13 protein-coding genes and 1 rRNA gene are annotated in these 25025 nt (G+C 35.1%); 10 read left to right on the top strand and 4 right to left on the bottom strand.

From position 1 onward, the window contains the following. Positions 1 to 6: 6 nt before the first annotated feature. A complete protein-coding gene (locus ABEG63_RS00070) occupies positions 7 to 2898 on the bottom strand; it encodes a TonB-dependent receptor (RefSeq protein ID WP_346582034.1) in 2892 nt (963 codons plus the stop codon). 390 nt (positions 2899 to 3288) lie between these two features. Between ABEG63_RS00070 and ABEG63_RS00065 the strand changes: the two genes are divergently transcribed. The 10 genes from ABEG63_RS00065 to ABEG63_RS00020 all read left to right on the top strand — a co-directional run bounded on the left by ABEG63_RS00065 (position 3289) and on the right by ABEG63_RS00020 (position 18857). Beyond that, entirely contained in the window at positions 3289 to 4077 is a 789-nt protein-coding gene (locus ABEG63_RS00065) for an SDR family oxidoreductase (RefSeq protein ID WP_346582032.1), read from the top strand. A 184-nt stretch (positions 4078 to 4261) separates the two neighbouring features. Then, on the top strand, positions 4262 to 5866 hold the full coding sequence (locus tag ABEG63_RS00060) for a hypothetical protein (protein WP_346582030.1): 1605 nt from the start codon (positions 4262 to 4264) through the stop codon (positions 5864 to 5866). A 187-nt stretch (positions 5867 to 6053) separates the two neighbouring features. Continuing rightward, the gene (locus tag ABEG63_RS00055; RefSeq protein WP_346582028.1) at positions 6054 to 9209 is read left to right on the top strand and encodes a SusC/RagA family TonB-linked outer membrane protein; all 3156 of its coding nucleotides are present in this window, start codon (positions 6054 to 6056) and stop codon (positions 9207 to 9209) included. Positions 9210 to 9229: 20 nt separating this feature from the next. Then, positions 9230 to 10705 carry a SusD/RagB family nutrient-binding outer membrane lipoprotein gene (locus ABEG63_RS00050; protein ID WP_346582026.1) on the top strand — a complete coding sequence of 492 codons (1476 nt, stop codon included), beginning with the start codon at positions 9230 to 9232 and terminating at the stop codon, positions 10703 to 10705. A 293-nt stretch (positions 10706 to 10998) separates the two neighbouring features. Then, complete coding sequence (locus ABEG63_RS00045) at positions 10999 to 13344, top strand: phospholipase C, phosphocholine-specific (RefSeq protein ID WP_346582024.1); 2346 nt, start codon at positions 10999 to 11001, stop codon at positions 13342 to 13344. 245 nt (positions 13345 to 13589) lie between these two features. Then, positions 13590 to 14168, top strand: a complete 579-nt coding sequence (locus ABEG63_RS00040; RefSeq protein WP_267406840.1) for a hypothetical protein — start codon at positions 13590 to 13592, stop codon at positions 14166 to 14168. Between the two features lie 101 nt (positions 14169 to 14269). Next, positions 14270 to 15070, top strand: coding sequence for a DUF3324 domain-containing protein (locus ABEG63_RS00035; RefSeq protein WP_346582022.1), 801 nt, complete (start codon positions 14270 to 14272; stop codon positions 15068 to 15070). Further along, a complete protein-coding gene (locus ABEG63_RS00030) occupies positions 15063 to 17807 on the top strand; it encodes a hypothetical protein (protein ID WP_346582020.1) in 2745 nt (914 codons plus the stop codon). The genes ABEG63_RS00035 and ABEG63_RS00030 overlap by 8 nt, the downstream gene beginning before the upstream one ends. Positions 17808 to 17845: 38 nt before the next feature. Continuing rightward, on the top strand, positions 17846 to 18340 hold the full coding sequence (locus tag ABEG63_RS00025; RefSeq protein WP_346582018.1) for a hypothetical protein: 495 nt from the start codon (positions 17846 to 17848) through the stop codon (positions 18338 to 18340). A 10-nt stretch (positions 18341 to 18350) separates the two neighbouring features. Continuing rightward, on the top strand, positions 18351 to 18857 hold the full coding sequence (locus ABEG63_RS00020) for a hypothetical protein (protein WP_267406835.1): 507 nt from the start codon (positions 18351 to 18353) through the stop codon (positions 18855 to 18857). A 72-nt stretch (positions 18858 to 18929) separates the two neighbouring features. Here the strand turns inward: ABEG63_RS00020 and ABEG63_RS00015 are convergent, their stop codons facing one another. From ABEG63_RS00015 to rrf, 3 genes are all read right to left on the bottom strand, one after another. Beyond that, the gene (locus tag ABEG63_RS00015) at positions 18930 to 20828 is read right to left on the bottom strand and encodes a SusD/RagB family nutrient-binding outer membrane lipoprotein (protein WP_346582016.1); all 1899 of its coding nucleotides are present in this window, start codon (positions 20826 to 20828) and stop codon (positions 18930 to 18932) included. An 18-nt stretch (positions 20829 to 20846) separates the two neighbouring features. Beyond that, complete coding sequence (locus tag ABEG63_RS00010; protein WP_346582014.1) at positions 20847 to 23741, bottom strand: SusC/RagA family TonB-linked outer membrane protein; 2895 nt, start codon at positions 23739 to 23741, stop codon at positions 20847 to 20849. 1167 nt (positions 23742 to 24908) lie between these two features. Further along, a 5S ribosomal RNA gene (rrf, locus tag ABEG63_RS00005) occupies positions 24909 to 25016 on the bottom strand. Positions 25017 to 25025 lie beyond the last annotated feature (9 nt).

Here is a 25025-nt window from a genome sequence, read left to right as displayed (position 1 = left end):
TAATAATTATAATCCGGCTTCAATTCCGAAAATAAACGAACGTGCCTGAGGATATCTTCCCGTATCTACTCCATAAGAATCCATTCCCACTTCAGGATCGAAACCTGTGTATTTTGTAATGGTGAAAAGATTGTTGGTCGTTACATAAATTCGTAATCTGTTGACGTTTATTTTCTTGTAAAGATCTTTAGGCAAAGAATAGCCAATGGTAAGGTTTTTCAATCTTAAATAAGATCCGTCTTCCACATAAAAATCTGAAACTTTAGAATAGTTCCCGCTTGGATCACCATGCATCAACATCGGAATGTCTGTATTTGTATTTTGCGGCGTCCAGGCATTCAGAATATCTCGGTCCATATTATAATTTTGTCCCGTTCCACCTGGGTTTAACGAAACGAATTTCATCCCATTAAAGATTTTATTTCCGTAAACGCCCTGAAGGAAAATATTCAGATCAAAATTCTTCCAAGTCATGTTGTAAGACAATCCGTAAGAGAATTTAGGATAAGGATTTCCGAGGTTTACCATATCATTATTGTTCAGTATTCCTACGTTCCCATCTTTTTTCAGGAATTTTATATCTCCCGGTTTTGCATTAGGCTGAATTAAATTTCCATTGGCATCTTTATAGTTATTGATCTCCTCCTGAGATTGGAAAATTCCGGCAGTTTTATAGCCATAATAAGAATATAAAGATTCACCTGTTCTGATGCGGGTAGGTTTCAAAACTCCTCTCACGCCATTGGTATTGATGAAAATCTCGTTAACATCTGCCAATTGCTTCACCGTATTTTTTAGTTGACTGAAAGTAGCGCCGACTGAATAGGTAAAATCACCTTTACTTTTGCTGTTATAATTAATTCCTACTTCATATCCTTTATCCTCAAACAAGCCAGCATTGATGTACTGACTAAGATAAGTAGAAGTACTTGGCAAGCTTACATTGAATACTTGTCGGTTTGATTTTTTAACAAAATAATCAAACTGTAAAGACAAACTGTTTTCCAAGAAGGAAGCATCAACTCCGAAGTCTTTCTGATTAGATTCTCCCCATTTTATATCGAAATTCGGCATTATAGTTGCGTAATAGGCAATATTCTGAGAAGGATCTTGTCCGAAAATAATATTGTTCTCTCTTATCATTAAAGGATTGACCGATTGTGGAGTAATTCCCCCAAGATTTCCTAAAATCCCGTAGCTTCCTCTTAATTTTAAATTGGAAAGCCATGAAACTTCATTCAGAAAATTTTCTTTAGAAACAACCCATGCCCCTGAAACAGCATAATAATTAGCAAATTTATTATGTTTGGCAACCAGTGAAGAACCATCCCGTCTTCCCAATACACTCAAAATATATTTTCCTGCGTAATCGTAATTTACTCTCGCCAGATAAGATGTCAAGGTATTTTTAGTTCGGTAACTGGTTGCTTCTCTATTGGTATCGGCAGCATTTTGAAGGTGTTGGAAAACCTCTGCTTCACTTCGGAAATCATAAGTTTTTGCCATAAAACCTTCTTCAATATTTTTTTGGAAGGTAAAACCTGCCAGGAAATCAAAATTATGTTTACCTAAAGATATTTTATAGGTAAGGAGCTGCTCGGCAAGAGCAGTTGAGTAATTATTTGACTGATACTCCAAGCTATTGGTATCAAAAATTTTTCCTACTTCCAATACTCTGTAAGTGAAATTCTTTACGTTCCCCAGTTTAAAACTTTGTGAAAAGTTGGATCGGAATTTTAAGTCTTTTGCTAACGTAATTTCAGCATAAGGATTAATTAAAATTTCATGAGTAGGGTTTCTGATACTGATTCTATTAAGATAAGCCACTGGATTGATCATATCTCCGTAGCCACCCGCCACGCTGATCGGTAATCCTGAATAAGCTCCTGTCGGAGTATACACCGGAACATTGGGCGGATAGTACATCGCTGCAATCAAAGCTCCTGTATAGCCACTTTGAGTATCTGCTGTATTTCCGTCGGAATAATTATAATACATATTTTCTCCGATCGTTAACCAGTCTTTCACCTTATGTTCTGAATTTACTCTGAAATTATATCGTTTTGCCTGTGTATTCAATAAGATTCCTTCTACATTTCTGTGGTTCATTCCGACAAAGAATTTCGATTTCTCGCTTCCTCCGCTTAAATTCACATTATATTCCTGAAGTGTTCCCGTTCTGAAAATCTCGTTCATCCAATCCGTTCTCGTTACTCTTCCGTCGGGATATTTTTCTGAATTAAAGGCCAAAGGTAAACTGCTCAGCTTTCCTGCATTTTCAAAAGCTGCGTGCATCACATCCTGAAATTCAGCCGCATTTAATGATTTTTTAAGTCTCCAAGCTTGGTTGATTCCGTATTTAACATCAAAATCTACCGTCAAGGTTCCTTTTTTTCCTCTTTTAGTTGTAATTAAAATTACCCCTCCGGAAGATCTTGCCCCATAAATGGCAGCAGAAGCATCTTTCAGCACAGAAATATCCTGAATATCATTCGGGTTGATGGAAGGCGTTCCGTTGAAGACTACTCCGTCGATAACGTACAAAGGAGATTCTCCGTTAATACCACCCAAACCACGAATATTCACTCTTGGCGTACCGTTCGGATCTCCACCTTCATTCACCACCGTTACTCCGGGAGCCTTCCCCTGAAGCACTTCTCCCACTCCTGATAAAGATCTTGAACCTAGTTTGTCTAGCGAAGCTTCCGACACCGCTCCGGAAACTTTACTCTTCTTTTGCGTTCCATAGCCCACAACCACAACCTCGTCTATGGATTTTTCTTTTACACTGTCTTGCTTTTGCTGAGACAGCACTATTGGTGAAATAGAAATCGCCCCCAATAATAGCGCCCGACCTGTAAAATAAGAAATTGAAACAGGCATTTTCAGTAAACTCATATCATCATTTTAATTAAGAGGCAAAAATAGATTTCAAGTACCTCAAATGATATTAATTTCACCTTACGTTTTCATTACAAAAACATTAACAAAACCTATCCCAACATGCGATTAATAAAGGAATTTCAAGCATTCTTATCCTTTAATAATTCATTAATTATATTTTATTTAATTATAATTTTTTCTATTATTCAACAGATTCTATTTAACATAATACTCATCTTTATTTTCATCAAAAATATTTTCAGTTTTAAATAAATAACAGAGAGTTCATTTTTCTTTTTTTACATTTGCTAAAAATTAATAGTAAGCTTATATATAAAGCATGAGAGATCAAAAATAATCTCGGAAATTTGCAAAATATATAATTCTAAACAGCAATAAGAATACATGACGATAATCATCACAGGAACCTCATCAGGAATCGGTTTCGTATTAGCAGAATATTTCGGGAAGAAAGGCCATAAAGTATACGGACTGAGCAGAAAGCATACCGAAAATCCGTATTTCCAATCTATTCCAACGGATATTACAGATAACACTGCTGTTCAGAATGCCATCGCAGAGGTATTAAAAACGGAAACCAGAATTGATGTTTTGATCAACAATGCAGGAATGGGAATGGTAGGCGCTGTGGAAGATTCCACAAAAGAAGATATTCTGAAATTATTCAACCTAAATTTAGTGGGAGCTGTGCAGATGATGAGTGCAGTGATGCCGAAAATGCGTGAAAATAAATTCGGACAAATTATCAATGTTTCAAGTATCGGAAGTGAAATGGGATTGCCTTTCCGTGGATTTTATTCAGCTTCAAAATCTGCTTTGGACAAAGTAACGGAAGCAATGCGATATGAAGTCTATCCTTGGAATATCCACGTTTGCTCACTTCATTTGGGAGATATTAAAACTAATATTGCTGAAAACAGAGTAAAAACAAAAGTTTCTGAACCTTACAAAAATGTGTTTGATAAAGTATATGCTTTAATGAACTCTCACGTAGGCGACGGAACTGAACCTTTGGAAGTTGCAGAATATGTGGATGCTCTTTTAACCAAAAAGAAATGGAAGGCACATTATTATTTCGGGAAATTCGGACAGAAGATCGGAGTTCCTTTGAAATGGATTCTTCCGCAGGGAACTTATGAGAATTTGATGAAGAAATATAATAAACTGGCTTAGTTTCAGTTATTTTAAAAAACTAATTAAAATGTATTATTTGAACCATTAAGATTCTATTTAAGAAGTTAAGTTGAATTAAGCTAATCATTCTGATTTTTGAAGTTAGATTTAAATTCTTAAACATAGCAAACTTAATATTCTAAATTCCTTAAATAAAATCTTAATGGTTTAAAAAAATCAAAATTTGAAGTTATTTCTGAAAATATTTTTTGTACTGTTTTGCGTTTTTACCCAAGCGCAAAAGAAGCATTATTTTCTTATAGATTCAGAAACGAAGGTCAAAAAAAAGGTAAAAGATTCTACTTCGGCTGTTAAATTCCTGGATTCATTGGCTCAGAATAATTATTTTTTCACCCAGCTGAAAGACGTAAAAATAAAGGGCGACAGTACCGAAATCTTTTATGATAAAGGGAAAAACTTCAATGAAACATTCGTAAGTATTTCAGATTCTATTTCGCAAAGGGTAAAAACAGACAAAGAGTTTTTCACCAAAAATTTAGATTCAACAAAGAAAAGTATCAACAAAGCTTATATAGACGATGGTTTTGCATTCAGCAGAATAAAATCAAAGTACAAAGGTCAGAAAAACGGTTATCCGGTGGTTGAACTGGAAATCAATAAAAACGATAAAAGAAGAATCGATGCTTTTGTGGTGAAAGGTTACGAACGAGTTCCGAAAAGATTCATGAAAAATCTTGAAAAAGAATTTAAAGGAAAAACCTATGACGACAAAAATCTGGTTGCCATCAATAAAAATTTCCAAGGTCATCAGTTTGTTTCGTTAGAACGGCCGCCACAGACGCTTTTCACCAAAGATTCTACAAGTATTTACCTCTTCATGGAAAAGAAAAAAACAAATACGTTTGATGGGGTGATTGGCTTCGGGAATGATAAAACTGATAAATTTACGCTGAACGGAACGCTAAACGTGAATTTTAAGAATATGTTCAATGGTTTTGAAACGGTTAATTTGTATTGGCAGAGAAACCCGGACAAAGGTCAGACTTTTGATTTGCAGACAGATATTCCTTATCTTTTTAAATCGAATGTAGGGTTGAATATGAAGGTGAATATCTTCAGACAAGATTCTACTTTTGCCAATGTAAAAGCACTTCCGGCATTGTATTATCACATGAACAGCCGAAATAAAATCGGGCTTCGAGGTACTTTTGAAAGTTCGAGTATTATAGATACGCTGTACGTTCAGGGGAAAGATTATAACAAAAAAGGAATCGGGATCTGGTTTGAAATGGTCGATCCTACAGATATTGATCTGTTTTTGTATAAAACAAAGATCAGTGCAGGATATGATTATCTGACAACAACTTATACAAAAGACAATATCAAAGCGCCACAAAATCAGTTTTACTTTTTCGGGGAGCATAATTATCACATCAACGGAAATCATTTCTTGAATATAAAAGGAGAAGGTGCGATGATGGATTCTAAAATTGATTTTTCAGCGAACGAATTATATCGTTTCGGAGGTTGGAATTCGATGCGGGGTTTCAATGAAAATTCCCTCGCCGCCGATTTCTATTATTACGGAAGTTTAGAATATCGCTACCTCATCGGAAATCAGGCATTCTTTGATGTTTTCGGGCAATATGGTCAGCTCAATAATAAATCTTTGAATGTGAAACCTAAGCTCTACAGCGTTGGGCTTGGTTTCAATTTCTTCATTCCGATTGGGTTAATGAGTTTCCAGCTCTCGAATGGTAATGAGTTTGGAAACCCGTTTAAATTCAATGATATAAAAATCCATTGGGGAATTCTGAGTAGATTCTAGCCGGAAAGTCGCTTCAATACTATATATAATATTATTTAAAAAAGCGAAAAATTTTTGAGTTAAGCTTCATTTTTGCGGTTATTATTTCATTAAATTTTATCTTTAGCTTATCATAAAATCATATTTTTATGTTAATAAAACCTTAAAACCCAAGTAATAATGCAGGTCTAAATTTGCCTTCAAAAAAATGAAGAAGACTTTAGCTACTTTTGCAGTTTTTTTACTCCCCCTTTATCTTACTGCCCAAGAAATTAACATTTCCGGAAATGTAAAATCCGAAAACGGCTCCAGTGTTTCTGGGGTGAGCATCACCGATAAAAACACCGGAAAAACAGCTACTACAGATGCCAATGGTAATTTCACCATCTCTGCCAACCCGAAAGATATTCTTGAATTTTATTCACCCGAATTTTCGATGTATACGGTAGAAGTTTCCAACAGAAAAAACTATTCTGTTGTTCTAAAGAAAGTATCTGAGAAACAAATTGAAGGCGTAGTAATTACCGCATTGGGAATTGCTAAAAAGAAAGAAAAGATAGGATATTCTACTCAGGAAGTCGGAACCAAGCAATTTGAAACTATTACGACACCAAGTATCGGGAACTTATTCTCCGGGCAGGTTGCCGGTTTGAATGTTTCTAACCCAACGGGAATGCAACAGGCTCCTGAATTTACTTTGAGAGGAAACTCAAACTTAGTTTTCGTGATCGACGGGGTGATTGTAGAAAAAGAAGTTTTCCAGAATTTAGATCCCAACAACATCGATAATATCAACGTATTGAAAGGAGCAACCGCTTCTGCCCTTTACGGATCGAGAGGAAGATATGGTGCTGTTTTAATTACGACAAAAAGTGCTAAAAAGAAAGGTTTCTCTGTAGAATTTTCTCAGAACACGATGATCACAGGAGGTTTTACCAATCTTCCGAAAACGCAAACGGAATACGGAAACGGTTCACACGGAAAATATGAATTCTGGGACGGTGCCGATGGTGGTGTAAACGATGGTGATATGATCTGGGGACCGAAATTTGTTCCCGGAACTAAAATTGCCCAATGGAACAGCCCAATCAGAGACAGACAAACCGGAGAGGTGATTCCGTGGTACGGAACGGTTGCCGGAAGTATGTATAATGATAAATCGAGATACGAAAGAGTACCAATCGACTGGGAATATCATGATAATTTAAAAACCTTCATGAAGCCTGCGGTTATCAACAATAACAATTTCTCCATCAGCTACAGAAACAATAAAGATGTTTACAGGCTTTCGGGAAATTTCATGAATTATGACGACAGAATTCCCGGAGCTTATCTTCAGCGATATGGCGTTAATTTTTCATCAGAAAATCATATTACCGACAAATTAATTTTCAATACTAAATTTAATTTTAATCAAACCTTTACGCCCAATATTCCAAACTACGATTACAACCCGAGTGGTCACATGTATACCATTCTGATCTGGATGGGTGGTGATGTAAACGGAAAAGACCTGAGAAATCACCTTTGGGTTCCCGGTCAGGAAGGCAGAACACAGGCTAACTGGAACTACGCATGGTACAACAACCCTTGGTTTGGATCTGAATATTATAAAAATAAAAACAGAACCAATATCATCAATGCGCAGACTGGTTTAGAATATAAAGCAACACAGGATTTTTCAATAAAAGGAAAAATGTCGATTGTTGAAAATCATAATAAACAGGAGATTTTCAGTCCGTATTCTTATTTCAATTACGATGCACCGAGAAGTGGCGGATATATTCTGAATGATACTAAAACATGGAACCTCAACTATGATGTTTTAGCGACCTACAAAAAGAAAATCTCAGAGGATTTCGGATTTACGATCAACGCTGGAGGTTCTGGTTTTTATTACAAAAACAATCTCGATAAAGCTTCCACAGACGGTTTAATAATTCCGGAGGTTTATAATTTTGATAATTCCATTGGGGCAATAAAAAATTATACGTATTTAAAAGAAAAATTAATTTACAGTGCCTATTCAACGATCGATATCGATTTATTTAATGCTTTCTTCATCAACGTTTCTGGGCGTAACGACTGGTCTTCTACTCTTCCGAAAGCCAACAGATCTTATTTCTATCCTTCTGCTTCGGTAAGTGCAGTCATTTCGAATCTGGTTAAAATGCCGGAATCTATCAATTTATTAAAACTTTCTGCTTCATGGGCGAAAGTGGCGTATGATTTCCAGCCTTATTCCATCAGAAATTATTATCAGAACAACAGCGGAATTGCTTACAACGGAAACCCAACTTTCCTGTATCCGAAAATTTTAAATGTTGAAAATACATTAAAACCTGAACAGACAAAATCTTATGAATTGGGGCTAAGTGCAGGTTTATTCAACAACAGAGTAACGTTGGATGCAACTTATTTCAGAACTTTAGATTACGACAATATTCTAGAATTCCCAAGTGCTGAATCTTCAGGGTTCACGTCTCAATATGTAAACGGAAACGAATATACAACCAAAGGTTTTGAAGTTTCATTAGGCTTGGTTCCTGTGAAAACAGCCCATTTTACTTGGAAATCATTAATCAACTGGAGTACTTACGAACAGAAACTGACATCCATCTACGCAGGAATGCCGAATTATAACAATATTAAATTGGGCGAAAGAATGGACAGCTATTACGATACAACTTGGCAAAAATCTCCGGACGGAAAAGTAATTCTTAATGCCGATACGGGAATGCCAACTAGAGCAACCACACCGACCAACTTAGGACATTTTGCGCCAGACTGGACCTTTGGTTTCAACAACATCTTCAAGTATAAAAAATTATCATTAAACATCGGAATCGACGGAAGCATAGGTGGTGTGATGAGGTCTCAGGTTGTTGAAAAAATGTGGTGGGGCGGAAAACATCCGAACTCTACCCAATACAGAGATCTGGAATATGCCAATCCGGGAACGTATTATTTTGTACCGGATGGGGTAAATTACAATGCTACAACAGGCGGTTATACTCAGCACACCAAAGCAATCAGCTTCCAGACGTGGGCACAGAATTATCCTTATCAGGCAAGAGTAACGGAAGATGAAAATGAAATGTTTGCCAATGTTTTCGACAGAACTTTTATCAAGCTGAGGTCTGTTGTGCTGGAATATGATTTTTCTTCTTTGTTGAATCCAAAAGGAATGATCAAAGGATTCACCGCCAATATTTCAGGATACAATCTGGCGATGTGGAAAAAATCTAAAAACCTTTATTCAGATCCGGATTTCAAAATCGGAAATGTAGAAGATGGCTCAGGAAACGATATTCAGGATCCTTCGAGCAGATGGTTCGGAATCGGGTTTAATCTTAAATTTTAATTAAAAAGCATTTAATCAACATGAAAAATAGTATAAAATCATTATTTGTTGTCGGATTATTGGCCTTAACTTCTTGTGAAAGCAGCCTGGACACTATCAATGAAAATCCAAACGATCAGGCAAGCATTGATCCTAAATTTCTTTTAACCTATGTTTCAAAAGATGCCTTTCAGGTCAATGGTGATAATATGTACGCCTCCCGAATGCTGATCGGAACAGATGGGGAAAATGTCTATCAATATATGAAATGGAACACCACTTCTTTCGGAATCTACTCTACAGGTCTTTTGAACACGGTGAAAATGATGGAAGAAGCTGCGAAAATCAATAATAAAAATTATCAGGCGATCGGGAAATTTTACAGAGCCTATTATTTCTATAATTTAAGTTTAAAATTGGGAAGCATTCCTTACACAGAAGCGGTAAAAGGAGAATCCGGAATCACTCAGCCTAAATATGACAGTCAGGAAACGGTGATGGCAGGAATTTTATCTGAATTGAAAGAAGCCAATGATCTAATCAATACCAATGATAAAATTGAAGGGGACATTGTATACAACGGCGATGCGACGAAATGGAAAAAGCTGATTAACTCTTACCGTTTGAAGATCTTACTTTCACTTTCTAAAAAAACAACAGTCGGAACTTACACTATTGCCACAGAGTTTGCGACCATCGCAGGAAATCAGCCTTTGATGTCCTCAATTACCGATAATGGCGAGCTGAAATTTGCCGATGCCGCGGACAGCAGATATACGATGTTCAACAACAGCGGTTACGGATCGAGTTTGTATATGGCAGATTATTTTATCAATATGTTTAAAGACAGACAAGACCCTCGTTTATTCACTTTTGCTGCACAAACTACCGGAGCCAAAGAAGCAGGAAAGCCCCTTACAGATTTCACAGCTTACAATGGAGGAAATCCCACCTCGTCGTATTCTGATAATGCTACTTTAATCACTGCTAAAAATATTTCTAAAGTAAATGACCGTTTTTACAAAGATGCAACCAATGAACCTTCGAATATTTTAAGCTATTCTGAATTAGAATTTATTATGGCGGAAGCTTCCGCAAGAGGTTGGATTACAAGCTCTGCAAAAGCGCATTATGATAATGCGATTAAAGCCAACTTTACTTTCTATCAAACCTATGTAAAAAATCCTAATCAGTATTTTGCAGGCTTTGATGTCAATCAATATTTGGCAACTCCGCTGGTTGTTTATAATACTTCGGCTTCTTTGCCGAATCAGTTGGAGAAGATTATGACCCAGAAATACATGACGATGTTTCATCAGGGACAATGGACTTCTTACCAAGATTATTTAAGAACAGGATACCCCAATTATCCTTTACAGACAGGAGTTACAGCGCCATTCAGATTCAGATATCCACAGACGGAGTACAATTACAACAGCAGCAATCTTCAGTCGGCATTAACCTCTCAATACGGAGGAAATGATAATATCAATTCAAAACCTTGGTGGTTACAGTAAAACGTGGAGCTTTATTTAAAATTTAATAAATATTTTCAAACATTAAGAAATTAAGATTTTAAATAATTTATACTTAAAATCTTAAGAAAATCAATTTATTGATTCTTAATTCTTAGCACTATATAAATTTCTTAAATCCTTAATGTTTACATGGAAAACAAACTTCGTTTATTAAGATTAAGAAAATTGAGATTATAATTTTTAAGCAGAGAATAAATAATTTTAATATTAAATAAAAGAAATCGCAAGAAAAAACCTCTTAACTTGCGGTTTCTTTATTATTATGATTGGATATGAAAAGAAGAGAATTTTTAGAAAAATCGAGTTTGCTTTTAGCAGGATTGGGAACTTCTACCATGCTGCACCCATCTATTTTAAAGGCATTAGCAATAGAGCCAGATGCTCAGTCTACCTTTTATGATGCCGAGCATGTGGTGATATTGATGCAGGAAAACCGTTCTTTCGATCACGCTTTCGGCGCATTGAAAGGCGTGAGAGGATTTTTAGATCAAAGAGCTTTTAAAAAAGAAGATGGGCATTCCGTTTTTTTTCAAAAAAATGATGATGGAAAATATGCTGCTCCGGCTCGTTTAGATTTAAGAAATACAAAAGCGACGTGGATGAGTTCGCTACCGCATTCATGGGACAATCAGCAACATGCTTTAAACAAAGGAAAATTTGATAAATGGCTCCAGTCAAAAGCATCAGGAAATAAAGAGTATAAGAATATTCCGCTGACGTTAGGTTATTACAACCGTGAAGATCTGCCGTTTTATTATCAGCTGGCGGATGCTTTTACGATTTTCGATCAATATTTCTGTTCATCGTTAACGGGAACCACTCCCAACCGACTTTTTCTTTGGTCGGGTACACTTCGTGAGCAGCAAAACGGTAAAGTGAAAGCCAATGTTTATAATGAAAATATAGATTACGATAAAGCAAAACAGGCGAAATGGAAAGCTTTTCCTGAGATTTTGGAAGAGCAAAATGTTTCGTGGAAAATTTATCAGAATGAAATCAGCCTTCCAAAAGGTATGAATGGCGAGGAGGAATCCTGGTTGGGTAATTTTACGGATAATCCGATTGAATGGTTTTCAAAATTTAATGTAAAATTCTCGAAAGGGTATCATGAGAATATTCCGAATATCATTTCTCCGTTAAAGAAGGAAATCGAGAAAAACCCTAAGGAGAAAGAGCGATTGGAAGGAATAATCGCTGAGCTCAACCGTGATTTGGAAGAATATAAACCTGAGAATTTTGCCAAACTTTCTCAGAAAGAAAAAAATCTACACGAAAAAGCATTTACCACCAACATCAACGATCCTGATTATCATCAAATTGAAATAGGAAAAGATGAAAACGGTGAAAGACTGGTTGTTCCGAAAGGTGATGTTTTGCATCAGTTCAGAAAAGATGTTGAGGATAAAAAGTTGCCGTTGGTTTCATGGCTGGTGGCTCCTGAACACTTCTCCGATCATCCAAGTTCGCCGTGGTATGGCGCATGGTATATTTCTGAAGTGTTGAATATTTTAACCAAAGATACTGAAACCTGGAAAAAGACTATTTTCATTATTAATTATGATGAAAATGATGGCTATTTCGATCATGTTTTGCCTTTCGCACCACCAATGAACCCAAATCAACCTGTTGATCTGAACGGAAAAGAAGGTGTGGAATATGTTGATAAAAGCCAGGAATATATGTCGAAAGAAAATTTGAAAGATTACGAAAAAGTTGAAGGAACAGTTGGTTTAGGTTATCGGGTTCCGATGATTATTGCTTCGCCCTGGACGAAAGGAGGTTTTGTGAATTCAGAAGTTTCGGATCATACTTCGGTGTTGCAGTTTTTAGAAAAATTTATTCAGAAAAAATATAAGAAAGACGTAAAGATTGATAATATCAGCGATTGGAGGAGAGCAATTTGTGGAGACTTGACTTCGGCATTTAATTCATCAAGCGTAAAAATTCCGCAGATGAATTATTTAAATCAAAAAGAGTATGCTAAAACGATCAATTCTGCGAAAAATAAACCTGTTCCTCAATTAAAATGGTATGCAGAAAATGAATTGAATGATCATTTACTAGAAATCCAGGAAAGAGGTTTAAAACCATCCAATTCACTTCCTTATCATTATGAAGTGAATCTTGAAAACGGCAACATTAAAATGAGCAATTTGGCTGAGGTAGGCGTTCCGTTATTGATTTACGACCGAACACAATTTAATTCGGACAACTATCACTTTTCTTATGCTTTATATGCTAAAAAAGAGTTGTCACACGCTACAAATTCAGGGAAATATGATTATGAAGTTTTAGGACCAAACGGCTTTTACAGAAACTTTAAAGGCGAAAATACGCCTGAACTAAAAATATCGTTTAAAGAAATTCCTTCTAAAAATGAAGTTGAACTTACATTTAAAAAATTCGGCAAAAATACTACTGAATTAACGATTGAAGATTTTTACCTTAAAACACAAAAGAAAATTTCTTTAAACAAATCGGAAGAAAAAATCACAATCAATTTAGATAAAATGAAAGGTTGGTATGATCTAAAACTAATTTCAGGAACTCATATCTGGTATTTTGCAGGAAGAACAGAATCTGGGAAACCAACTGTTTCCGATCCGCATTGGGCATAGCTATTTTAAAAATTTTTCCCGAAAAATAAATTTAAGCCTTATACAAAACTGTGTAAGGCTTTTTTGGTGAATTGATTATAATCATAAATTTAATATATATCTTTTTAATAATTATGTGAAAATCATTTATTCTCAGTAACATTAAGATATTGAGACTGAATGTATAAGCATAAAAAAATACTGTTAAAATATTTCATATTATATTGATTTTTATTAACTTCACCTCACCAAATAACAATAATAACATGAAAAAATTAAAATTCACATTAGCTATGTCTTTAGCTGCTGTAGCTTTTTCTGCTACTTTACATGCACAAGACACCAACACAGACAATCACACGATAACGATTTCTATTCCGGAAGTAGCATTGGTAGATATTGAGCCTGCTGCTACCAAAAACATCACTTTAGGATTCACAGCTCCTACAGAAGCCGGACAGCCTATCGTAGCAAATGCGGCCAATACCACGCTTTGGCTTAATTATTCTTCTATAAAATCTGTTGCAGACCCTACGCGTAATGTATCTGTAAAGCTTAACGCTATTATTCCGGGGATTGATATTCACGTAACTGCGGCAGCGGCTACAGGTTCCGGAGGAGGAACTTTGGGAACTCCGTCTGCTCAGCTAACGTTGAGCGCTGCAGACCAAACCATTATCTCAGGAATCGGAAGTGCTTACACAGGAAATGGAGCCAATAACGGACATAACCTGACCTATGCTTTAGCTCCCGGAAGTGGACCTGGCGGTGTAGCGGTATATGCAGATTTACAGGCAACTGCAACTACTGTAGCGACGGTTACGTACACTATTTCGGACAACTAACTGTCCCAATTTCATCTTTAATTACAGGCAAGAAGAAATCGCATGACGTTTCTTCTTGATCTTGTATTGCTATCGATTTAACTCCAAACTTTACATACATTATGATAAAGCGTATATTCCTATTGCTCACTTTCATCCTTCAATTTAGTTTTTTGAAGGCAGGAATTGTGGTTCTCAATGGGCTTTCCCACACTTATAAAGTAGAAAACGGAAAGGTTTATAAAGGAAAAATTGCTTTAGAAAATACAAGCAGTCAACCGCAAAACGTAAAAATTTTCCTTCAGGATTTTAGTTATAAATCAGATGGAACCATTAATTATTCTACGCCGCATACCAATGATCGAACTAATATTGATTGGATAAAATTCAATACGAATTTAGTAACACTTAAAGGAAAAGAAAAAACAGAGATTTATTATGAAATCACTATTCCTAATAAAATTTCTGAACCCGGAAGTTACTGGAGTGTAATCATGGTAGAACCTGTGGAAGATATTAAGCCCAATGACAATAAACAAGGAGTAAATATTACCTCGATTGTAAGATATGCCATTCAGGTAATCACAGATTTTGATACTGAAAAAGCAAAACCTAATCTTAAATTTGAAAGTGTAAAAATTGATAAAGAAGAAGGAATAAAAGTTGCCAAAATTGCGATTGCCAACAATGGTAATCTGTATTGCAAACCTTCTGCTACCTTAGAAATTTATAATCGAAAAAACGGAGCCAAGATCGGGACATTTACAAGTCTTGAAATGGGCTTGTTGCCTCACACCTCCAAATCGTTTCCTATCGATATCAGCAAAGTACCGCCTGATAAATACAATGCGGTGATTATTGCCACTGACGAAAACGAAAATGCCTTCGCCCTGAATGTGGAACTAGAAATAAAGAATGATTAAAATTTGGACTTTATATATTTCCTTATTATTCCCTGTACTTACTTTTTCCCAACAACAATCGAGAGAAATTGTTACTAAAAAAGATAGTCTGCTACCGGGAACGTCTACCTCTATTTCCTTTATTTTAGAAAATTCAAGTTCAGAAAACAAAAAATTCACGATTGAAGTAACCACTTCCAATCCTAACATTATTCCGATTTTATCCAAAAGTGAATTCAATATTTCTGCTGGTGAAAGCAAATCTTATATTGTTCCACTAAGAATTTCGGCAGAAGCACCGCAAGGAATATATTCTGTGATTATCTATGGAACCGATCAAGCGAATGGTAACCGCTTTACCAAAAAGGAAAATATTATTATTTCCGGAAGCAGAAAACTTTCCGTGACAGCGCTTGATTCGCCAGAATTTATAAGAGCCGGTGAAACCATTCAGGCATCATTTATAATAAAAAATGGTGGAAATATTGTGGAAAACCTTATTCTTGAAAGTAAAAATGCCATTGTAGATCATGTACCCGATCTTATGATGCAGCCGGGCGAAACAAAAATTATTAACATTCATAAAACAACAAGCGCAGAACTCGGACAAAATGAATATCAAAATTTAAACCTTTCGGTGTATTCACGAGAAAACCCTACAGAAAATCAATCTGTTTACGTAAGTACTAAAATTATTTCTGTAAAACCTGTGGAAGACGATATTTATCACAGACTTTCCGTTGCCGCTTCTTTATCTTTTATCGGAATGCATAATATGGGAATGTATCAGGATGGCTTTCAGGGAGAAATTTATGGAAAAGGAAGTCTGGATAAAGACAATAAAAATAATATTGAATTTCATGCCGTCACAGAAAATCCTGTAGAATTCAACTCCTTTACACAATATGAAGAGTATTTTATCAATTATAAACGAGACAATTTTTTTGTTCATCTAGGAGATAAAAATTATTCAGCATCTTATTTAACTGAATTTGCAAGATATGGTCGTGGAGCCGAAATTAGATATGATTTCAAGAAATTCAGTTTGGGAGGTTTTTATAATCATCCGAGGTTTTTCAGAGATATTAAAGATGAATTTAATGTGTATTCCACTTTTAAAATTCGAAAAGAATCGGAAATAATGGCAGGTTATCTTCATAAAATTCCGAGATCGGGAGAGCTTAATTACGGAACAATTCGACTGGATTCAGAAGCTCATCTTCCTTATGCTACAGGAAAATTTAAACTCACAAAAAATATAACCGTTTCGGGAGAATTAGCATACAGCAAAACAAAAGAATTAGAAGGCAGTGCTTACATGGCGCAAGCTCAGGCCACTTTTGACCGATTGAATGGAAATGTGATGTATATGAGAGCCAGTCCGCAATTTGCAGGATACTTTACCAATACAAGCACGTTCAACGGAAATTTACAATATAGAATTTCTAATAAACTGAATGTTTTTGCAAATTACATGCGGGATGCAAGAAATTTTCAACGTGATACTTTATTTCTTGCTGCCCCTTACAGAAATTTTCTCCAATATGGTTTACAATATAAATATCATTCAACGGGATCTGTAATGCTTTACAACGGATTTCAAAAATATCAGGATCGTTTAGAACCCAAACAATTTGATTATTATGAGCGCTTTTTTAAAGTAAGTTTAGATCAAAAAATCGGAATTTTTAATGTAAATCTAGAAGGGCAATTTGGTAAAACTGAAAATTACCTCACAGGATTTACTGGAAATACGAGCTTTTATACCGCTAATTTAGCTTTTGAAAAGTTTAGAACTTACTTTACTATTTTTACCAGCTATGCCATTACTTCTCGCTATCAATTAGAAAATCAAAGGCAAATTTATTATGGGGCAAGAATTATCAGCAGGCTTTCGGATAAAACAAATTTCAGTCTTTTTTATCAGAATAATTATATGCCCGAAGAATATTTTAAAGATCGAAATCTTTTTGAATTGCTTTTTCATCAACAGATTTTTCCGGGAAATGAATTGGATCTTTCGGGAAGATATTCACTTCAGCGCGGAGAATTGGGAAATAAAGATTTTATATTTTCCCTTCGATATACGTTAAGAATGCGGGTTCCTGTTCAGAAAATTGCTGAGTATACAACGCTTTCGGGAAATATTGGCAACTTAGGCGTCAAAAAAACAGAAGGTATTAAGCTGATGTTGGGAAGCTATCTTTCGGTGACGGATAAAAATGGAAATTATGTATTTAAAAATATCATTCCGGGAGATTATTATCTTGAAATAGACCGTTCTACAACCCAAATTAATGATATTACCAATGTTTCTTTGCCAGCATCTGTACACCTTAACGAAAAAGAAAATATTTTCAATTTCGGTTTAACAACAGCTTCGAGTATTGAAGGAACCGTTCAGTTGAGTGAAAATGAAAATCAATACAGCTTCGCAAAATTTCCGCCTAATCGCGATAGAAAGAAAAAAGAAAGCATCATTATTGAAGCAACGAATGGAGATCAAACCTATCGAAAAATTGTTTTGATTGGAGACTCTTTTGATTTTACCTATTTAAGACCCGGAAACTGGAAAGTAAAACTCTATCGAAACGGTCTTGATAAACGCTATAAAATCTCCGCTGAAAATTTTGAATTAAACTTAAAACCTTCTGAAAAACAAAACATAACTATTCATATCACCAAACAGCAAAGTGAAATAAAATACCAACAGGAAAGCATAAAAGTAGGTTATAATGAAATAAAGAAGAAAAAATGAAAGTAATTAACCATTTAATAGTAATAATTTCCTGCTTGATGTTTCATTTTGCCTCTTCACAAACCACAGGAAACAGAACGGTTACGGTAACGTTACCCATTGTCACTTTATTAGATATTGAACCTGCCGGAACAATCGCCATGAACTTTACGGCACCAACCGAAGCGGGACAACCATTGGTAGCACCAACCGCCAATACAACCAAATGGATTAATTATACTTCTGCCATTGCTTCAGGAGGTCTTACCAGAAGAGTAACTGCATCTGTAAACCAAGTTATCCCTGGAGTTGATATCAGATTACAAGCTGCCGCCGCAGCGGGATCAGGAGGTGGAACCTTGGGAACTCCCACTGCTCAGGTTACGTTAACGACAACAGCAGTCAACATTATCACCGGAATTGGGGGAGCTTTTACAGGAAATGGCGCCAATAACGGGCACAGGTTGACAATTAGCCTTGTTGTAAATAATTATGCTAATTTGAATACACGAGCCAATACTCCTGTTGTAATAACCTACACTATCACGGAATAAAATTTATAAAATGAAATTTAGATCAACATATCGCCCCATAATATTATACATTTTTCTACTGATATTCTTCGGTAGCCATTATAAAGCGCAGACCATAACTGTAACAGGTAATAATTGGGCACCCACAATTCCATCTATTACAGAAGCTGGAAGTAATTATGCCGGAATTTATGAAAGTGCAACCAATCAAGTAATACTTGCTGTAAGCGTTCCCCTATTATTAGGAACAGGGAGAGTTTCTGTACATTATGAAGCTAACCCAACCTGGAATAGCTCATTAATTTTATCCGGAAAAAGAACAAATAACGGAACGACAACTTGTGCTTTGTGCTCGATTACTGGTGGAACAGCTTATCAGACAATTACCCAAACTGCGATTGAGCTATTTCGGATACAAGCTATTTTAGCCCTAGGTTCTTATACGGGGATAAATATTCAACTACAATTAAGCGGCGTTTCGGTTACCATTCCAGCAGCAACGTATAGCAGCCGTGTCGTTTTTACTGTTGGACCTTAACTCAAACAAAAAAAATTCCTTCCCATAAAAATGAAAAGGAATTAAAAAGTTTATAGTTCCACTATTATGCTCTTAATGCTTTGCCCACCACAATGGTGTTAAAACGGCATCTTCTCCTCCGAGTAGCTGAACGGCTTTAGAATAGCCATTTGGATCTGAGTTTCGGAAAGAACTAGGATATCTTAATCGTTGAGGAAAATTCTTAATGGAATTCGTCATATAATTTCCCGAATTAATATTAGGTAAATTCACCAACGGAGTTTCAATAGCAGGATTTTCAAAAAACGGAAGTCCCAATCTTCTTTGATCATTCCATGATTCTAAAGGAAGCCAAGGAACATTCGCCAAATATTTTTGAGTAATAATTTTTGTTAGCTTATCATTTTTAAATGCACCGTTCTTATAAATAGTATTTACCGGATAGTTAACTGCTACGGAAACCAAATTATTTGTTGCCGGATCTTTATATTGCATCGTATGTGTTGCTCCAGGTTCTGTTGTGTGTGAATATGACACAGAAGTACCATCTCTGTTATAATCCGTCGAGTTTATATATTGACCATAAAATTGAGAAACACCATTATAATTAAAACTATCTTGTATTCCTTTATTATAAGCCGCTACGTCACTCATTGGTGTTGACCAACCTTTTAAAGCAGCCTCGGCAATTAAGAAATAAGACTCCCAGCTTGCAAAAAATATTCTGGAATTTGTACTTTCTCGATATTGTTTACCCAAGGCAGGAGCTCTTCCAATTAATCCTCTTAATCCATTTCTCTGCCCTTTTACTCCCCAGTTTCCTATTGTAAAGGCGTTCCAAGTATTTACTGTATTAATTGTAGTAGTACTGTTATTAGCAAATGTAAGAGTTCCAGAATTTGTTGTTGCATCATTGGTGTACGACGGATAATAGGAATAAATAGGACTTGAAAAATCTCCAGGAATATAAAATGTTTTATAAGCTCTCGGATCTATTTTACTAGGAAGGCCATCTAGCCAATATCCTGCAGAAGGATCATTTGTAAGAGTTGTAAATTGTTCACTATACTTTACTCCGATATAATTATCTGCCTTTACGGAAGATGCTTGAGATGCGGGTAACTGGTTGGTAGAATTTATACCTCCTAATCCAATATATAAATTATTTAACGTTGCGGATAAAAGTTGCGGATTCCATTCTCTGGACATAACTCCCGTTAATGCGTCCCAGCCCGGTTTTTCAGCAATAGAAAAATTATCTGCACTGGTACTTATAAACATATTGGAATTAGCTGCTGCTTCAAATTCTGTTTTAGCTTTCGCGGGATCTACTTCAGAAATCCTCATGGCAATTCTCATACGCATTGAATTGCCATATTTTACCCATTTAGACCAATCCATTTTAAATGCCATATCATATTTAGCTATGTTATCTCCCGGAATAGGTTGGTTAAGATCCATTTTGGCAGTAGCATCTTTTAGTTCATCCAAAATATAATAATATATATCTTTTTCAGAATTGAAACTAGGGTTTGATCCTTTAAAAGCCAAAATAGGTTGTGGCCCGAAATTATCGGAGAATTCACTCATTAAATAAGCTCTCCAAATACGTGAAGCCTGAATTAAATTATCATAATATGGCTGAGAATTTCCACTTGCTTTTTTTTCATTAGCGACTTCAATGGCTGTATTTGCATTATTCAACCATTCGGAAATATATTTCCAATACTCTACCGACCAAGAATCATTATCTGTAGCCCCAGCAATTCCCGTTGAAAGGTGTTGTCTTGCGGCAGTTTTCCAGTATAAGACAAAAACTCTTTCTGCAATATTAGGATCTTGCTGAGCTCCCAGAATAGAATTATTTAAAAAGTACTGAGGTTCTACTTGGTTAACATTTGGAGATAATGGATTTACATTAATTTCCTCAAAGTCATTACATCCTGACAAAGCAATACATGCAATTAAACTAGGAATTATATATTTTTTCATTTTAATCATGTTTTTTTATTAAAAGCCTAAAGTAAGAGTAAATAGATAAGATCTCATTGTTGGAAAAGCAAAGTTTTCAAATCCTGTTGCATTAGAACTAATTGCAAAAATAGATTCGGGATCTATGCCTTTCGATTTACTGTAAATCATCCATACATTATTTGCCGTAAATGCAACTTTAGCAGATTTAAGTGCAAAATTTTGGAACAATTCTTTCGGAAAAGCGTAAGAAAGCTGAACATTTCTTAACCTAATATTGGTCGCATCATATACATTTTGCTCAGTAATACCTAGGTTCCCGCTATGTATCGCCGTCCAATAATCCTGTTGGCTTACCTCTACATTATTTTGAGTGTAGTTTCCGTTGCTACCCACTACTCCATCTACTACAAAATTATCACGCTTTCCCCCCGGAGCAGTATCAGCAGCTAAACCTGTACGTTGAAGCGCAGCCTGAGTTCCTGAGAAGAATTTACCTCCAATTCTTCCATCAATTTGAAAAGACAATCCTATATTTTTATAAGAAAAACTATTGATAAATCCGAATAAAGCTCTTGGAGTTTGATCTCCCAAAAAGTAAGGTCCTCTGTCTATCTGAGGTAAGCCATTAGCTCCTAAAATAAGTTTTCCGTAAAAAGGACTATTGGTATCCTGAACTCTTAAAAACCTCGATCCATAAATAGCTCCGTATTTTCTACCAACTTCTGCAAATACTGCTATATCATCAAAACCAGCTAAAGGATATTTCAGTACCTCTCCATCTAGTTTATCTATTGTATTGTTATTTTTAGAGAAATTAATATTAGCATTCCAAATAAATTTTTCATTTCGTATGATATCGGAATTTAGTACCACTTCAATACCTCTATTTCTTATAAGTCCAGCACTAATTTTTCTATTATCATAACCAGAAAGTGGGTTCATAGGAAGGTCTAGCAACTGATCTTCTGCACGTGAATTATAATAACTGAAATCTATTGAAACTCTATTGAATAGTTTTATATCAGCTCCAACTTCGAATATTTTTAGGCTTTCATTCCCTAAGTTAGGATTATAAAGCGTTTTCTGTCTTTCAGCAATAATATTTCCATTAGGATCCCTTTTTATAATATAGGTATTATAAAGCTCATAAGGATCTAGAGAATTACCAGTAATAGCATATGATGCCCTTAATTTTGCAAAACTTAAAATTTTAGATTTTTTATTTGCTAGTTTTTCTATCATATCGGTTAAAACCAAAGAAGTACTGATAGAAGAATAGTTATAGGAACGTTTTTCTATACTTAATGTAGAAGACCAATCATTTCTGAATGTTCCGTTGATAAACCAGAAATTATCATAATTAATCTCCCCGGAAGCAAAAGCAGAATTTATTTTTTTATTTAAAATAACTTCCGAATTTAAAGGGTTACCATCTGAATTATTAATATTAAATAAATTAGGGGCTACTAGTTTAGGAGCAGAAAGATATATCGCATTTGTTCTAGATTCCATCATTTGCCCATACACGGAAAGTGAAGCATTCCATTTTCCAATAATATTATCTTTTTTAGCATTAATGCTGGCTATATAGTTATTTTCGTAAAATTTTTCCTGACTGGTATTATATGAATTATCTAAACTTGAACCCGTCCACGTTCTCGAATTAGCCGCTAGAGAATAAATATCAGTTCCTAGTCTTGTATCTACACTTAGCCAATCATTAAATTGATACTTCAAATAACCACTTGCTATAAATCTATCTTTCTTATCTTCATTCAACCTATTATATGCTGCCCAATAAGGATTAATTCCATCATTATTTAACCATATTTGTTTAACATTATTTTGGGTCATCCCTTCCTTATAATCAGTAATATTAACGTCTCTTGGCAATAACAAGACATTTGGATAATAATTACCCGCTCCTTGTCCTCCCGAAGGTCTATTATTAACATTTGTACTGATATACTGTACTTTTATATCAGATGTCCATCTCTTTTGTGCACCAAAAACAGAATTGATTCTCGCCATAAAATTCCATCTTTCATACTTTGAATTAGGAATCATACTATTGTCGCTAAGATAATTAGCTGAAGTATATAAGCTGGTACCTTCTCCTAAAGTTTCCTGAAAACTTAATGTATGTTGTGTATTTGTTCCGGTTCTAAAAAAATTAGCCAAATTATCGTTGACTTTTGATCCATCTATTGAAGGTCCCCAGCTTAAAGTAGAATTATCTCCTGCTGGATTTACCAAACCATTGCTTCCTCTTCCAAAAGAATTCTGCATTTCAGGTTTCATAAAAATATTTTCAAAACCTAAACTTGTTGAATAGGTAATACCCACTCCTCCTTTCTTTTTGCCACTCTTCGTTGTAATTAAAATTACACCATTTCCCGCCCTAGCACCGTATAACGCGGAAGCAGCCCCTCCTTTCAGAACAGAAACACTTTCAATATCATCGGGATTAATATCACTTAATCCATTCCCCATATCAGTGTCAGGATTCCAAAAGTCATTATTCTTTACACTACTTTCTTGAGCCTTACCTTTTACACCCGCAGAATTATTGATAGGAATACCATCGACAACAATTAATGGTTGATTATCTCCTTTAATAGAATTAAAACCTCTTAAATTAATTTTAGAAGAAGCACCTGGACCGAAACCTCCTTTTATAACCTGAAGACCCGCAACTTTACCTACTAAGGCATTAGTAACATTATTTTCTTTAGCTTCTACTAAAGCCTGCCCTTTTACATCTTGAAAAGCATAACCTAGCGCTTTTTTCTCTTTTTTCACACCATAAGCTGTGACAACTACTTCATCAATTTTAGTTGTTTTAAGAGAATCATTCTTCTGAGCATACAAACTGCTGAGAGAAATCAAAGCAGATTGTAATAATCCGATTTTAAAAATTACTTTTTTCATATAAAGTGTTTATTTAAACAAACTTAACAAAATTTTAATATTATTTAATAAAATATTTATAAACAAAATTTAAATTCACGCGAATATTCATACTAATAATTAATTAGCTTTATAAATATGCTAAATCGTTAGATAAAAATATATTTTTTTCTAAAATGAAATTGATTTAATTAAAATAAATTCTTTGCAACATACCTTGCTTAAACGTTCGACCTTATAAGTATGTAAAATATTGAGTAAAAAATAGCATGCAAAATCATTGAGAAACAAGAATACTATGATGCTAAAATTGATTTTTGAGAAAGTAAATAGAAGTTTTGTCATCTCCCTAGAAATTTAAGTCAGAATATTAAAAGGGAATAGAAAAATGATAACCGGATTTTTTATTTTTCAAGATGATGTGATGGGCTATTGTGGATGTTACGGATATTTATGTGGATAAAAATGGTTCTCCAATAATCTTGATTTATTTTTAAATTATTATTTCTGAGAACGTTTTTAATCAATTTCTTTTGATTTTCAAAACACCCGTGAGCCACGAAGTGGCGATTTACATAAGGATAGGATGATAATCCTATTTTGATAGATAGATAGATAGATAGATAAAAACGTGAAGGCATTGATTTTGCTGCAACGGGGTTTAGATCCTTCCAGGATGACAAACGCTGCATTGAAAGTAAAATTACCAGAAAAGAATAGTTTAATTTTAAATCTAGACTGGCTGACTAAAATATAAAAATGAGGATTTTATATTAACCATTAAGAGGATTTAAGATGTTAAGTGATATTTAAGAAAAATATCGAAGATATTATAGAAAAGTAAGATGGGTACATTAATTAAAAACAAAATAGTTGCATTAATTAAATGAGTTGGCTTTACTTCGACAAGCTCAACACAGACTACCTGCTATTCTCGTAATGATACAAAAACTATTTTCTGTTATTAACAGACCGCCCCTACGGGGCTCATGATCTCTGCATCACATTGTAATGCTATTACCAGGGCGCTCCTACGGAGCTTTGCAATAGGCAATAGGCAATAGGCAATAGGCAATAGGCAATAGGCAATAGGCAAAGATAACTCTTTGGGTAAGTTTGTTTCGTGATGCTTGAGTTTAGCGCAAAAAAAAGTCTCATACTAATTAAAGTATGAGACTTTTTAATAAAAACTGGCGGCGACCTACTCTCCCGCGTTAGCAGTACCATCGGCGCTGGTGGGCTTAACTTCTGTGTTCGGAATGGGAACAGGTGAGCCCCACCGCTAAAACCACCCTAAAGGTTGTA

Origin of the sequence: Chryseobacterium sp. C39-AII1 (genome assembly GCF_039672645.1) — a bacterium.
Lineage (GTDB): Bacteria > Bacteroidota > Bacteroidia > Flavobacteriales > Weeksellaceae > Chryseobacterium.
Note: the sequence above shows the minus strand (reverse complement) of the source record. Positions and strands in the feature narration are given on the sequence as shown.